The sequence below is a fragment of the Myxococcus sp. CA005 genome, assembly GCF_006518205.1.
Classification (GTDB): domain Bacteria; phylum Myxococcota; class Myxococcia; order Myxococcales; family Myxococcaceae; genus Myxococcus; species Myxococcus xanthus.
Genome location: NZ_SRLV01000005.1, coordinates 63311 through 77460 on the forward strand (window position 1 = coordinate 63311; position 14150 = coordinate 77460).

Sequence of the window (14150 nt, forward strand, 5' to 3'; positions counted from 1 at the left end):
CGGGCTCCCAACCGCAGGAGGCCTTGCACCCATGGATTCGAATCGCTTGCGTCTGCTCTTCTCCCGGGCCCTTCGCGCCTCGCTCCTGTCTCCCCTGACGCTGGCCGGATGTGATGGTGAGGTGGACCTGACGGGGTATTCGCCACCCGCTTGCGACAATGGCGCGCTGGCCATGACAGGCTTGTCACCTGCGGCCGCGCCGGACTTCGTGCAACTGCGGAGCTTCCATGCGGCGGGCGAGCCCGCGGCAACGAGCCCCGTCTCCTCCGTAGGAACACCTTGCGCGACGGCGACCCAGCCCCAGACATGTCTGTCTGAGCTCGAGGCGTTGGCGCCTGCCCGTGGGTTCCGCGACGCCTGCGGCTTCATCTGCACCGACTATTTCCTCGCGACGACCCGGGGCGACGTGGTGTCTGCCATCTCCTCGCTGGAGGCCCTGAAGTCGTTCCTAGGGCCGATTGATACGGCGCAGGAGGCCGCGCTGACGGCCTTTGCCGCGGGCTACGCAGTGCGCTGTGGCGGGCTCAAGTATGGGGCGGTGAAGGAGTTGGGCGACGGTGCGTTCGGCGTCGTCGGCACCAAGGGCATGGCGTGTGGCAAGGGGACGGAGTTGACGCAGTATGCTCTGCGCGTGTCGTCAACGGGCGAGGTGGTGGAGGAGGAGCGCAATGTGTTGGAGCGGGGTGCGGATAACTGTTCCGTGGGGCGCAGGCCCGGAGGACTGCGCTCACAAGGCGCGGTGGCGTGTGACGATGTGCTGGGACAGCACTTCGCCGCCATTGCCCATCTGGAGGCCGCGTCCATCCAGGCCTTCCTGTTGCTCCGGGAGGAGCTGGCCGCGCATGGCGCGGACCTCGCGCTGCAGGACGCGGCGCTGATGAGTGCCCTGGAGGAGGTCATGCACACGGAGGTCAGCGCCCGCCTGGCGGGGCGGCACGGCGCGACGCCCCAGGCTCCCAGGGTGGACGCGGCGGCGCCCCGTTCCCTGTTCGCGGTGGCGCTGGACAACGCGGTGGAGGGCTGTGTGCGGGAGACATTCGGCGCGCTGGTGGCGCGGCACCAGTCGCTCCATGCCCAGGACGCCGAGGTGCGCGCCTCCATGGCCCGCATCGCGGAGGACGAGACGCGGCACGCGGAGCTCTCGTGGAAGATTGATGCCTGGGCGCAGGCGCGGCTGTCGGAGGGGGAGCGCGAGGTGCTCCGGCTGGCGAAGCAGCGGGCCGCGGCGGCCCTGCGCGAGGAGGCCTGCGTGCCGGTGAATCCCGTGCTCGTGTCCGAGGCCGGGCTGCCCCCGCCCGAGGTCGCCGTGGCGATGGTGGACACGCTCGCTCAGGAGCTGTGGGCCTGAGGTTCGTGGAACGGTGGGGCAGGTGACGTGCCCCACTCGCCGCGCCCGCTGTGCACCCAGCGGGTGGCTCGGCATCTGGGCGGGGGCCCTACGGGGCAAGCGGCGCGGAGGGCTCGTTGTTACGCTCACCGGATAGAGCCCCGGCTCAGGGAATTTTTATGGGGCTCTGGAAGGGATGAGGCGTAGGAGATGAGTCAGCAGCCAGAAGCCGTCCTTCGTGTGGAGCCGCTCGGGATGCCGTGGCGGACCCCGGATCCGTTTCTTTTTTGCGTCCACCACGACGACAAGTACCCCATGGGGAACGAGCGCCTCGGGCCGTCCGCCTCGCTGGCGGGCCGCAACCTGGGCCAGGACTTCGATGGGCGGGACGGCTGGAACATGTATCACGGCACCGTGGTGCCCGGTTTTCCCCAGCACCCGCACCGGGGGTTCGAGACCGTCACGGTGGTGCGTCGCGGGCTGCTCGACCACGCGGATTCCCTGGGGGCGGCGGCGCGCTTCGGCGGTGGGGATGTGCAGTGGCTCACCGCGGGCGCGGGCATCAATCATTCGGAGATGTTCCCGCTGCTCCAGCGCGACCAACCCAACCCGGTGGAGTTGTTTCAAATCTGGCTCAACCTGCCGCGGGCGAACAAGCTCGTGGAGCCGCACTTCTCCATGATGTGGAACCACGTCATCCCGCGGCACGTTGCCCGGGACGCGGAAGGGCGCGCCACGGAAGTCACGGTGGTGGCCGGAAGCCTGGGAGACGTGAAGGCGCCACCGCCGCCGCCCAAGTCGTGGGCCGCGCAGGCAGAGTCGGACGTGGCCATCTGGACGCTCAAGCTGGCCCCGGGCGCGCGGTGGACGCTGCCGGCGGCGGCCCGTGGCAGCAACCGGATGCTCTACTTCTTCCTCGGCTCCAGCCTGCGCGTGGCGGGGCGTGCCATTCCGCCGTCACATGGCATCGAGCTGCGGGCGGACGTCGCGGTGGAGTTGGAGAACGGCGCGGACGAGGCGGAGTTGTTGATGTTGCAGGGCCGTCCAATTGGAGAGCCCGTCGTGCAGTACGGCCCGTTCGTGATGAACTCGCGGCAGGAGATTCAGGAGGCCTTCGCGGACTACCAGCGCACGGGCTTCGGGGGCTGGCCGTGGCCGGCCAATGACCCGGTCCATCCGCCAGAGGAAGGGCGCTTCGCCCGGCACGGGGATGGGCGCATCGAACGTCCGGCCTGAGCGGGAGCACCGTCAGCTGGAGCCCCGCTGCATGGGCGCTGAGTCTTCCCATTCTGGATGCGGCCGTGCAGCGGGGCGGGGCCATCCGCCGCCCTTGATGAGATGACACCCCTGGAAGACGGACCAGGATGCGAGGCTGCCCTATCGCATCAATGGGGCTGCGGGAGGGAGGGGCCTTGGCCACCCGGCGCGGTGGCGGTGGCGCGGACGGTGGCCAGGACTCCCGAGAGCAACACGACGATGGTCCCCGCGAGCGGCACCACGAGCAGCCCCACACGCAAGCCCACGGCGTCGGCGACGAGCCCGACGAGCGGGGGCGACGCGAGGAACCCCAGGCGCATCAGCCAACTGACGACGGTGAGTCCCGTTCCCGGTCTCAGGCCGGGCAGCTCATCGGCGCCGTGCATGGCGGCGGGGACCAACGTGGCGACGCCGAAGCCCGCGAGCGCGAAGCCCGCGATGGTGCCCGGCATCGAGGGAAGCAGGAGCGCCGCGCTCATGCCCAGCGCCGTGGTGGCCCCGCCGGCCCGAGCGATGGCGCGCTGACCGAACCGGTCCACCAGTCCATCGCCCAGCATCCGGCCCACGAACTGCGCGCCCACGAGGGCGACGAACCCGAATGAAGCGACGGCTGCCGTGGCGCCGAGCGTTCCGGAGAGGTAGACGGCTGCCCACGTCATGCCCGCGTCCTCGACGAGCGTGCCGCCGACGGCAATCAAGACCAGCGCGGCAATCACCAGCCAGATGCGCCCCGTCGGCTGGCGCCGTGCGGGAACGCTGTCCAGGTGCGCCGCCGCGGGCTCAGGCTCGACGGCGACGATGGGCTCGGGGCCGGGGAGCGTGTAGCGCAGCGCCATCAAGGACACCCCGGCGAAGAGCAGGGCGGAGAATCCCAGATGCAGGCCCCGGTGCACGTTCAGTCCCGCGGCGAGCCCGCCCATGAGTCCGCCGACCACCGCGCCGATGCTCCAGACCGCGTGGAAGGAGTTGAGGATGGACCGGCCATGGAGCCGCTGCACCCGCAGCCCGTGGGAGTTCTGCGCCACGTCGGTGATGGCGTCCATGCCGCCCGCGAAGAAGAGCGAAACGGCGAGCACCCACCATGATGATGCGAGGCCCGCGACCAGCACGCCCAGGCTCGTCAATAGCGTGCCGGCGACGGCGACCCGTGAGGAGCGGAAGCGGCGGATGAGCGCTCCGGCGGCGAGCCCCGCCACCATCGCGCCACTGGGGAACGCGGCGACCGCCAGCCCGTATTGCGCGTTGCTGAGGCCCAGGTCGGCTTTGATTTGCGGATAGCGCGGCAGGAGGTTGGCGAGGATGGCGCCGTTGGTGAGGAACAGCGCCGCGACGGCCGCGCGGGCCGCCCGGTACTCGCGGGGGACCAGACGAGGGGAGGAGGAGGGCATGGCGGGTCAGGGGGAGCGCGAGAGAAGGCGGCGCACGGCGTCCCGGGTCAGGTCGCGGCTGCGGGGGGCGGGGTCGAGGCTGACGTGGATGAACAGCCCCTCAATCAAGGCGTCGAGCTCGTGCGCCATCCTGGCGTCGACGAACCGTTCCAGCACGGCGCGGCTGCGGCGCATCCAGTCGTGGGTGATTTGCCGGAAGGCGCGTTGGCGCGCCGCGAGCGTGTAGAGCTCGAGCGTGAGCACGAGCTCGTCCTGCCCCGCCGCGAGGTCGTCGTGCACGATGTGGACGATGGCGGAGACCAACGCGTCAAGGTCGGTGGCCGCGGCGATCCGCTCGGCGAACCGCTCGCTGATGCGCTGGGCGAAGCGGCTGAACGCCTCGTGCAGCAGTTCGTCCATGCTCGTGAAGTGGTAGGTCATCGAGCCCAGGGGGACGCCCGCGCGCTCGGCGACCCGGCGGTGCGACGTGCCGGCCACGCCCCCTTCGGCGATGACCGCCAGCGCGGCCTCGATGATGCGATCCCTTCGCTCGGGGTCATGTCTACGCGTGGCCACGTGGGTCTCCGGGGATGCGGCAGGCGGCATGAAGCCGCGAGGTGCCGCTGGCGATATGTACGAACGTACATATCCCGTTATTCCACCGGGCCGTGGCGCTTCCCTGGTGGGTCGCCGCGCTAGCGCATCGAGGGCCGCGGCGCGGTCTTCCCGCAGGGCGCCTTGGGCGGCAGGTCGCACGCTGCCTCAGGGTGGGCCTGAGGCGGCAGCGGGCAGTTCCGAATTTTCGGGCCGGAGGGTGTCACCCAGAATCAATGCGTCGCGTGTCCCTCACCCGCCGGGATCTTCCCTCATGCCTTCATCCGACAGCCTTCTGGTGACTGTTGCCGTCTTCGTGCTCGCCGGCCTGGTCAAAGGCGTGGTGGGGCTGGGCCTGCCCACCATTGCCATGGCGCTGCTGGCCCTGGTGATGCCTCCCGCCCGAGCGGCCGTCCTGCTCATCGTGCCCTCCCTGGTCACCAATGTCTGGCAACTCCGGCCCTGGTCGACCTTGGGGCCTCTGCTGCGGCGACTGGCGCGGATGCAGGTGGGCGTCTGCGCCGGCACGCTCGTCGGAGCGTGGGTGCTGGGCGCGCCTGTGGGCGCGTGGGCCACGGTGTCCCTGGGCGTGGCGTTGGTGGCCTATGCGGCCTGGGGACTCAGTGGGGCCCGACTCCCGGTGGGCCCGGTGGCGGAGGCGCGCCTGGGGCCCTGGGTGGGCGCGCTCACCGGCTTCGTGACGGCGGCGACGGGTGTCTTCGTCATCCCGGCGGTGCCGTATCTGCAAGCGTTGGGCTTCGAGCGAGAGGAGCTGATTCAGGCCATGGGTATCTCGTTCACGGTATCCACGCTGGCCCTGGCGGCGGGGCTCTACGTCAACGCCGCTGGCGCTGGGGCGCAGTTGGGCCAATCCCTCCTGATGTTGCTTCCGGCGCTCGTCGGGATGCAGGTAGGGCAGTGGCTGCGCCAGAAGCTCTCGCCCGTGCTGTTCCGGGCGTGTTTCCTGGTCAGCTTGATGCTCCTCGGGATGCACATGGTTGCCCGCGAAATGCGGGTGGGGTGAAGGTGCTGGGTCCTGGGCCGCGGACAATCGCCATGAAAGTGTCACCGGCCGGGTAGGAAGGCGTAACCGGGCTGTCATTCGCGCCCGACACCATGCTGCCTTCCGAAAGGCACCTGGGAGCGGTTCATGCGATTGAAGACGGAGATGGAAGTGCGCAGGGGGGCGCGTTCGTCGAGCCGGACGCGCTGGTTGACGGTGACGTGGATGGCGGCCAGCGTGCTGTCCGCGTGTGGTGATGACGATGCCGTCGACCCTGGCGAGCAGCCCGCGCCGCTGGACCTGACCATCCTCCACATCAACGACCACCACTCGCACCTCGCGGGTTCCAGTCTGGAGCTGAATGTGACGAACGCCGCGGGTGACACCGTGGCCGCGGAGGTTGAATCCTCGGGTTTCGCGCGCGTCACGTCCGCGATGAAGGAGCTGGCGGCCGGTAAGGAGAACGTGCTCAAGCTCCACGCGGGTGACGCCCTCACCGGCACGCTGTACTTCAACCGCGCGGGCCAGATTGGCGAGGCCGACGCCGCGATGATGAACACGGTGTGCTTCGACGCCTTCACCCTGGGCAACCACGAGTTCGACAAGGGCGACACCGAGCTGAAGCGCTTCATCGACCGCCTGCATGCCGGCCAGTGTCAGACGCCCGTCATCAGCGCCAACGTCCAGTTCGGCGCGGGCTCCGCCCTGCACACCTCCAGGGCTGCCGGCTACGTGGAGCCCTTCACCGTCGTCGAACGGGGGGGCCAGAAGATTGGCCTCGTCGGCCTGACGATTGCGGGCAAGACGAAGGAGTCCTCCAGCCCGGATGCGGACACCACGTTCGAGGCCGAGGTGCCCGCCGCCCAGCGCGCCATCGATGCGCTGCGGGCCCAGGGCATCAACAAGATCATCGTGATGAGCCACATCGGGTACCAGCTCGACCGGACCATCATCCCGCAGTTGAGTGGCGTGGACGCGGTCATCGGCGGTGACTCCCACACACTGCTGGGGCCTGCCGCCATGGAGACCTTCAACGTCGGAACGCCCGCGGGGCCCTACGCGGAGTCGCTGCGCAACCGCGACGGCGAAACCGTGTGCCTGGGGCAGGCCTGGCAGTACTCGCAGGTCGTCGGAGAGATGACCCTCCGCTTCGACGCCGAGGGCGTGGTCACCTCCTGTGGCGGCACGCCCCACGTACTCATCGGCAATCAGTTCTCCATTGACGGGACGCCCGTCTCCGAATCCGACAACGCCGCGATGCTGGCCAGCGTGGCCGTCAGCGGCTTCCTGCGGGTGACGCAGCCGGATGCCGCCGCCGCGCAGGTGCTGGCGCCGTTCCAGGGCCGGATCGACGAGTACAGCCGGACGGTGGTGGCCACGGCGGACGACGAGCTTTGCAATCGCCGCGTGCCGGGAAACACGGAGCCGGGCCGCTCCAGCGTGAGCTGCAACGCCCTGGGGGAGGTCCACAGCCGGGGCGGCGACATCCAGCAACTGGTGGCGCAGGCCTACCTGGAGGTGGCGAACGCGGATTACGGCGGCGCGGACATCACGTTGCAGAGCGCGGGCGGCGTGCGCCGGCCGCTGCAGGGACCGGTGACGGCGGCGGACGTCATCGAGGTGCTGCCCTTCGGCAACATGCTGTTCCGGCTGGACGTCACTGGCACCGAGGTGAAGTCGATGATTGAGGACGGGCTGCACGCCACGTTCCGGGAGGGAGGCACCACGGGGCCCTATCCGTACACCGGCGGCCTGCGCTTCGACGTCAACGCCGCTCACGCTCGCGGCCAGCGCGCCAGCAACCTGGAGGTGCTGGACCAGACGACGGGCCAGTGGAACGAACTTCAGCCGACCGCCACCTATCGCCTGTTCGTGCTGAGCTTCAATGCCACGGGTGGTGATGGCTACGTGACGCTGGCCAACGTGCCGGCCGAGCGCCGCTCCGACATCGGCGTGCTCGATGCCGACGTCCTCCAGACGTACATCGACCGTCAGGCCGAGCGCAAGCCCGGCACGAACCTGCCCGTCCTGCACAAGGTGGATGCTTCGCTCTACAGCACGAAGTCGTTCGTCGAGTAGCGCGTCGAAGAGACACGCCCGCCTGTCATCAGCAAGTGAAGCAGTTGTCCCGTGGCGGACGTCGCATCCGCCACGGGACGTGCCCTCGATGCGTCACTTCGAGCGGCACCTGTGCTCTCAACTCCGCGATGCGCGCAGCCTTGGGGGCGAGCGCCGCCACGCGTGGCGGTGTGTCACGCCGAGGCCACCACCGCCGAGCGCCGTCCCGCCCACCGCCCGCTGCCCGGCGGTCCCTTCACGCAGGCTCCAACCGGTGAACGGTGACTATTGTTGTAGCGGGCCCTGGTGAGAGTCCTCGTCGGTGCGAGGAGGCGCCCGATTTCTTCAAGGCGTCATCTACGGATGGCGATGGTGCCGGCGGGTCTCCTGCTTGGAATGAGGAGAAGAGCGATGACGACCACAAACGCTGAACACCCAGGCTCGCGCAGCCGGTGGCTAGGCACGCGAGGTCGAGGGCGTCTACTCGCCTCCCGGGTTCCACTGGGCCGGAACGGTTTTCGCGTCGCGGGGTATTTCTCCGCGAACCCGAATGCCATCCGGAAGCTCAATCCATTCCTGCTTCTGGACGACCACCCGGCGCACAACTCCTCGCCTACGCCCCACCGGCGGGGCGTAGGCGTTCACCTGCATCGGGAATGCTGGAAGGGGGACGAAAGGTGAACATGAGCGCAGCAAACTTCAACGGGCAGAAGCCGACCATCGACCTGAAAGATGCGGTGATGCTGCTCATCGACCACCAGAGCGGACTGTTTCAGACGGTGCAGGACATGGCGATGCCGTCGCTTCGAGCAAACGCGGCGGCGCTGGCCAAGATGGCGAGCCTCTCGGAGCTGCCTGTCATCACGACAGCGTCCGTACCTCAAGGGCCGAACGGACCCTTGATTCCTGAAATTCATCAGAACGCTCCACACGCCAAGTACGTTGCCCGAAAGGGCGAAATCAGCGCCTGGGACAATCCGGACTTCGTTGCGGCCGTCAAGGCCACGGGCAAGAAGACGCTGATCATCGCCGGCACGATTACCAGCGTGTGCATGGCCCTCCCGGCCATCGCCGCGGTTCACGAGGGCTACAGAGTTTTCGTGGTGGTCGATGCGTCGGGCACGTACTCGAAGATGGCCCAGGAGATCACGCTCGCGCGTGTCGTCCAGGCCGGCGTGGTACCGATCGATACTGCCGGTGTCGCCTCGGAACTGCAGAGGACCTGGAACCGCGCGGACGCCGAAAAGTGGGCTGAGATCTACACCAAGATATTCCCGCCATATCGGCTCTTGATCGAGAGCTATGCGAAAGCGCAGCAGGTCGCCAAGGAAGGCGAGCAGCTCGACTCGCAGCGCAAGTAGGCGACGAAAGGAGAATCACAATGGCCAGTGAACCAATTCGTGACCCCGTGAAAGATCAGCTGCTGACCCCCAAGAATTCGGCGTTCGTCGTCATCGACTATCAGCCGGTTCAGGTGAACTCCATCGCGTCGATGGACCGTCAGCTGCTCGTCAACAACATTGTCGGAGCGGCCAAGGCCGCTGTCGTGTACGGCCTGCCCATCGTTCATTCCACCGTCAACGTGAAGACCGGGCTCAACAAGCCCCCGATTCCGCAGCTGCGCAAGGTGCTTGAGAAGTTCCCCACCTACGATCGCACTACGATCAACTCCTGGGAGGACGTGGAGTTCCGCAGCGCCATCGAGGCCACGGGTCGCAAGAAGCTGATTTTGACGGCACTGTGGACGGAGGCTTGCCTGACATTTCCAGCGCTCGATGCGCTCAAGGCTGGCTACGAAATCTATGTCGTCGCTGACGCGGTGGGCGGCACCTCTGTGGCGGCGCACGAAGCCGGTCTGCGTCGCATCGAGCAGGCCGGCGGCAAGATAATCAGCGTGCCGCAGCTCTTCTGTGAGCTGCAGCGCGATTGGTCGCGCAAAGAGACGGTCCCTGCATTCATGGACCTCTTCATTCAGACCGGAGGCACCGCGGGTATCCAGTTCTCCTACGACTGGAGCGAATGACCCTTCGAGCCGTCGCCGCGTGGAACGAGACGGTTCGGCGAGTCTCGAACAGCGAAAGGACGCGACAGAACATGAGCTGGACGCAATCGCTTGAACCTGTGTGTACGTCGCTCCCGGAGACCGCATAGATGGGCGGCTCGCCGGTCATCGTCGGAATCGCGGGGAGCGTTCGCAAGGGCTCGTACAACGCGGCGTTGCTCCGGGCGGCGATAGAGCTCTCGCCGCCGGGAGCCAGAATCGAATCGGTGTCGATCCGCGGAGTCCCGCTCTACGACGGCGACGTGGAGGCGGAGCGCGGGATCCCCGAGGCCGTGCGGGAGCTGAAAGACAAGATCGCCGAGTCGGCCGGGCTCATCATTGTGACACCCGAATACAACAACTCGATTCCAGGCGTTCTCAAGAACGCCATCGACTGGCTGTCGCGCCCGGCTTCGGACATCCCTCGCGTATTTGGAGGTCGTGCTGTCTCGCTGATGGGCGCAAGCCCAGGGCGCTTCGGCACCGTGATGTCGCAGACCGCGTGGCTCCCGGTGCTCCGGGCCCTCGGGATGCGACCGTGGTGGGGCCCTCGGCTGCTCGTGGGTGGCGCGAACAAGGTCTTCGATGAATCGGGCCGACTCGTCGACGACCGCATCCGTACGCAACTCCGGGAGTACATGGCGGGGTTCGTGGAGTTCGCCGTCGGGAAGGCGACGTAGGGCACGCCGTAACGGCCGAGAAACGAAAAAATGCGTGCGTCATCATTGGGGGGCGCTGCTACCGGAGTCGCCCAGGAGATCGTGATGGGAGCGCACCGAGATGACTCTGGGCGTCTACGCCCGGCGCAAGAAGTGGCCGCTTGAAGCCGTTGGTGGCGGGCATGCGGGCGGCCCCTGGCTCGCGGCGCCGTGGGTGTCCCCTGCATTCCGCGGGAGTCGTGCCCACGCTCCGGAAGAACCCTGTCGGGGCGTGAGCTCCCCGCCCGCGAGGACTCTCCATGAAGACATCTATTCCGTCGCAGATGAAGGCCGCCGCCATCGACCGCTTCGGTGGGCCGGAGGTGCTTGGGGTGAAGACGGTGGCCGTTCCGGTCGTAGGCGCGGGAGAGGTGCTCATCCAAGTGGAGACCGCGGGCGTCGGAAGCTGGGATGCGGCGGAGCGCGAGGGGGAAATGGAGCTGCTCAAGCCTCGAAAGTCATCCTTCCCCTATGTGCTGGGAACGGACGGGGCCGGCACCATCATGGCGGTGGGCGAGGGCGTCACGTCCCGCAAGGTGGGCGACCGGGTGTACGGCTCCGGCTTCCTCAATGACAAGGGCGGGTTCTTCGCCGAGTACGCGGTGGTGAAGGCCGATGACACGGCGCTCGTGCCGAAGGGCTTGAGCGCGGAACAGGCGGGCGTCCTGGCCGCGGATGGAATCACGGCGCTCCAAGGTGTGCAGGACGCGCTGAACGTTCGTCAGGGCATGTCGCTGCTGGTGTACGGCGCGAGCGGCGGTGTGGGCCATCTGGCGGTGCAGCTCGCCAGGCGACTGGGCGCGCGGGTCCTGGCGGTGGCTTCGGGCTCGGACGGCGTGGAGTTGGTGAAACGCCTGGGGGCGGAGAAGGCGGTGGACGGACGGGGTGGTGATGACGTGGCGAAGGCGATTCGGGACTTCGCGCCGGACGGGCTCGACGCGGCGCTGGTACTCGCGGGCGGCGAGGGCAGGGCCCCGGCGCTGCAAGCCGTGAAGAAGGGGGGCCACATCGCCTACCCGAATGGCGTCGAACCGGAACCACGGGCTCCCGAGGGTGTGAAGCTCACCGCGTACAATGGCGAGTCGAATGCTGACGTCCTCGCGCGCCTCAACCGGCTCATTGAAGCAGGGCCCTTCCATGTCGAGGTCTTCCAGGTGTACCGGCTAGACGACGCGGGCCGCGCGCTCGAAGCCGCGCGCAAGCACCATCTGGGCAAGCTGGCCCTGCGCATCCACTGAGCCACCGCGCGCCACGCCAGGACGCTGGCGTGGGCTTCGCGGCCGCCGCCGCTGGAGCCGGGCGGAGGGGCCTGTCCGAGGTTAGACTCCGCGGATGAACTCCAGCCCATCCAGCCGGTCGTCCGTCGTCGTGGCGGAGCTGGGGCCCACGAACACGGGGAAGACCCACCGAGCCATCGAGCGCATGCTCGAGCACGGTTCGGGCATCATGGGGTTGCCGCTCCGCCTGCTCGCCCGCGAAGTCTATGACCGGGTGACCGCTCGGGTGGGTGAGGGCCGCGTGGCGCTGATGACGGGGGAGGAGAAGCGCGTGCCCCCGCGCCCCGACTACTGGATTTGCACCGTCGAGGCGATGCCGACCGACAAGTCCGTCGACTTCCTCGCGGTGGATGAAATCCAGCTCGCTGCTCACCGTGAACGCGGGCACGTCTTCACGGATCGACTGCTCCATGCGCGGGGACGCAAGGAGACCTGGTTCCTGGGCGCGGACACGATGCGTCCCATGGTCCAGACGCTCATCCCCCATGCCTCGGTGAAGCGCGCTACCCGTCTGTCACAGCTTCGTTATGCCGGGCATCGCTCCCTGAAGAGCCTCCCGCCGCGGTCGGCGGTGGTCGCGTTCTCCGCGGACCGCGTCTACGAGTTGGCCGAGTCGCTGCGGCGCCTCCGGGGCGGCGTGGCCGTGGTGCTGGGCGCGCTGTCTCCCCGGACGCGAAACGCCCAGGTGGCGATGTACCAATCCGGAGAGGTGCAGTATCTGGTGGCCACGGATGCCATTGGCATGGGGCTGAACCTGGACCTCAACCACGTGGCCTTCGCCGCGCTGTCCAAGTTCGACGGCGCCGACCAGCGCGAGCTCTATCCGGACGAGCTGGCGCAGATCGCTGGCCGCGCCGGCCGCCACTTGAACGATGGGAGTTTCGGCACGCTGAACACGTTGCCGGAGCTGCCGCCGCGGGTGGTCTCCGCCATCGAGACGCACCGCTTCCCGGCGGTCCGGAGCCTCATCTGGCGCAATGCCGCGCTCGACTTCTCGAGCCCAGAGGCCCTGCTGGATTCACTGGCGCGCGCGCCGGGCCACAGTGCCTTCATCCGGGTGGAGCGCGCGGATGATTTCGATGCGCTCAAGGACCTCTCGCGTGTTCCAACCATCCAGGACCTGGCCACCGGGCCGGCCATGGTGGAGCTGCTGTGGCAGGTCTGCCAGATACCCGACTTCCGGAAGGGGCTCTTCGGCCAGCATGTCGCGTTGCTGCGTGAGACGTTCCTGCAACTCACCGCGGGGGACGGGAAGCTGGACGCCGTCTGGCTGAACAAGCAGGTGGCTCCGCTCGACGACGTGTCCGGAGACATCCACACGCTGATGGACCGGCTGGCGGCCATCCGCATCTGGACGTACATCAGTCATCGGCCGGGGTGGCTGCACGAGGCGGAACACTGGCAGGAGCGGACGCGCGGCATCGAGGATGCGCTGGGGGACGCGCTCCATGAACGGCTCGTCGAGCGCTTCGTGCAGCGCGCCGCGAGGCGCAGCACGCGTCGCTTTGTGAAGGCCACCGCGCGCCCTCCGTCCGGTTCGGCCAGTCCCTTCGCCAAGCTGGGGCAGATGCTGGAGGAGATGCCGGGCGCCGAGGGCTTCGCGATGACGGAGGAGCAGTTCGTCCAGCGGGTGGTGGACGCGAGCCATGATGCCTTCCAGGTGGATGCGAGTGGCGCCATCTCCTTCGAAGGCGAGCCCCTGGCGCGCCTCGTTCGCGGGACGGACCGCCGCTCCCCTTTGCTGGCACTGGCGGAGCCGGAGGTCTGGACGGGCGGCGCGCGGCAGCGGCTGGAGCGGCGTCTGCTCGCGCTGGCGCGGGACCTCGTCACCGAGGCCATGGGCGGCTTTCCCTCCGAGTCCTTCTCCGGAGCGGGGCGCAACGCGGCGGCGCGTGGGCTCGCGTATCGCCTGTCCGAAGGACTGGGCGTGATTACGCAGGGCGAGGCGCATGAGCAGTGGCGGCTGTTGGATGAGGAGGCTCGCGCGCGCTTGACGGAGCAAGGCGTCTGCGAGGGACACCGCTTCGTCTACGTCGCCGAGGCCCTCAGCCCGCATGCGCTGGAGCGGCGCTGCATGCTCACGTCGCTGTTCCTCCAGCGGACATGTCCCACCGGGGTGCCACGAGAACCCGTGCTTCAGCTCTCCGAGTTGGATCGCCGCGACGCACGTGCCTATGGGTACGAGGTGCTCGGGAGCGTGGTTCTTCGCATCGACATCGTCGAGCGGCTGTGCGAGGCCCTGCGCCACCCGCATGGGGGCCGGCAGGTGCAGGCGCTCATGCAGGACCTCCGCCTGGAGGGGAGTATCCGGGCTCGGGTGCTGCGCGAGCTGGGAGGCGCCATTGGAAACCCTCCGCCGCGGCGGCGCCGTCGCCGACGTGGCGGCGCCGCGCAAGTGTCCGGCACGAGCGGCGCTCACCCAGGTTCGCCTCGGAGCGGGGCCTCGGAGCGGAAGGGACGTCGGCCCCGAGAGGGGGCGGTCCGGAATGCCACGGCGTTTCGAGACGGACCCTCGGAATCATGAGGCG

General features: G+C 68.4%; 11 protein-coding genes. 9 read left to right on the forward strand and 2 right to left on the reverse strand.

Features of this window, described 5'->3' with window-relative positions:
• Positions 1-31 precede the first annotated feature (31 nt).
• On the forward strand, positions 32-1348 hold the full coding sequence (locus tag FMQ63_RS03430) for a ferritin-like domain-containing protein (RefSeq protein ID WP_026113944.1): 1317 nt from the start codon (positions 32-34) through the stop codon (positions 1346-1348).
• 189 nt (positions 1349-1537) lie between these two features.
• On the forward strand, positions 1538-2563 hold the full coding sequence (locus FMQ63_RS03435) for a pirin family protein (RefSeq protein WP_011552308.1): 1026 nt from the start codon (positions 1538-1540) through the stop codon (positions 2561-2563).
• Between the two features lie 149 nt (positions 2564-2712).
• Here FMQ63_RS03435 and FMQ63_RS03440 read toward each other — a convergent pair whose 3' ends face one another.
• Complete coding sequence (locus tag FMQ63_RS03440) at positions 2713-3972, reverse strand: MFS transporter (protein ID WP_011552309.1); 1260 nt, start codon at positions 3970-3972, stop codon at positions 2713-2715.
• Positions 3973-3978: 6 nt separating this feature from the next.
• The gene (locus FMQ63_RS03445; RefSeq protein ID WP_011552310.1) at positions 3979-4527 is read right to left on the reverse strand and encodes a TetR/AcrR family transcriptional regulator; all 549 of its coding nucleotides are present in this window, start codon (positions 4525-4527) and stop codon (positions 3979-3981) included.
• Positions 4528-4819: 292 nt separating this feature from the next.
• On the opposite strand from FMQ63_RS03445, the gene FMQ63_RS03450 reads away from it, so the two are divergent.
• From FMQ63_RS03450 to FMQ63_RS03480, 7 genes are all read left to right on the forward strand, one after another.
• Positions 4820-5569, forward strand: a complete 750-nt coding sequence (locus tag FMQ63_RS03450) for a sulfite exporter TauE/SafE family protein (RefSeq protein WP_011552311.1) — start codon at positions 4820-4822, stop codon at positions 5567-5569.
• Positions 5570-5695: 126 nt separating this feature from the next.
• Positions 5696-7627 (forward strand): bifunctional UDP-sugar hydrolase/5'-nucleotidase, encoded by a 1932-nt coding sequence (locus tag FMQ63_RS03455; RefSeq protein ID WP_225909885.1) that lies wholly within the window; start codon positions 5696-5698, stop codon positions 7625-7627.
• A 662-nt stretch (positions 7628-8289) separates the two neighbouring features.
• Entirely contained in the window at positions 8290-8967 is a 678-nt protein-coding gene (locus FMQ63_RS03460; RefSeq protein WP_011552313.1) for an isochorismatase family protein, read from the forward strand.
• Positions 8968-9014: 47 nt separating this feature from the next.
• Entirely contained in the window at positions 9015-9629 is a 615-nt protein-coding gene (locus FMQ63_RS03465; protein ID WP_228556356.1) for a hydrolase, read from the forward strand.
• Positions 9630-9757: 128 nt separating this feature from the next.
• Positions 9758-10327 (forward strand): NADPH-dependent FMN reductase, encoded by a 570-nt coding sequence (locus tag FMQ63_RS03470; protein ID WP_011552315.1) that lies wholly within the window; start codon positions 9758-9760, stop codon positions 10325-10327.
• A 278-nt stretch (positions 10328-10605) separates the two neighbouring features.
• Entirely contained in the window at positions 10606-11583 is a 978-nt protein-coding gene (locus FMQ63_RS03475) for an NADP-dependent oxidoreductase (protein WP_026113943.1), read from the forward strand.
• 94 nt (positions 11584-11677) lie between these two features.
• Positions 11678-14146, forward strand: a complete 2469-nt coding sequence (locus tag FMQ63_RS03480; protein ID WP_011552317.1) for a helicase-related protein — start codon at positions 11678-11680, stop codon at positions 14144-14146.
• The last annotated feature ends 4 nt before the right edge of the window (positions 14147-14150 follow it).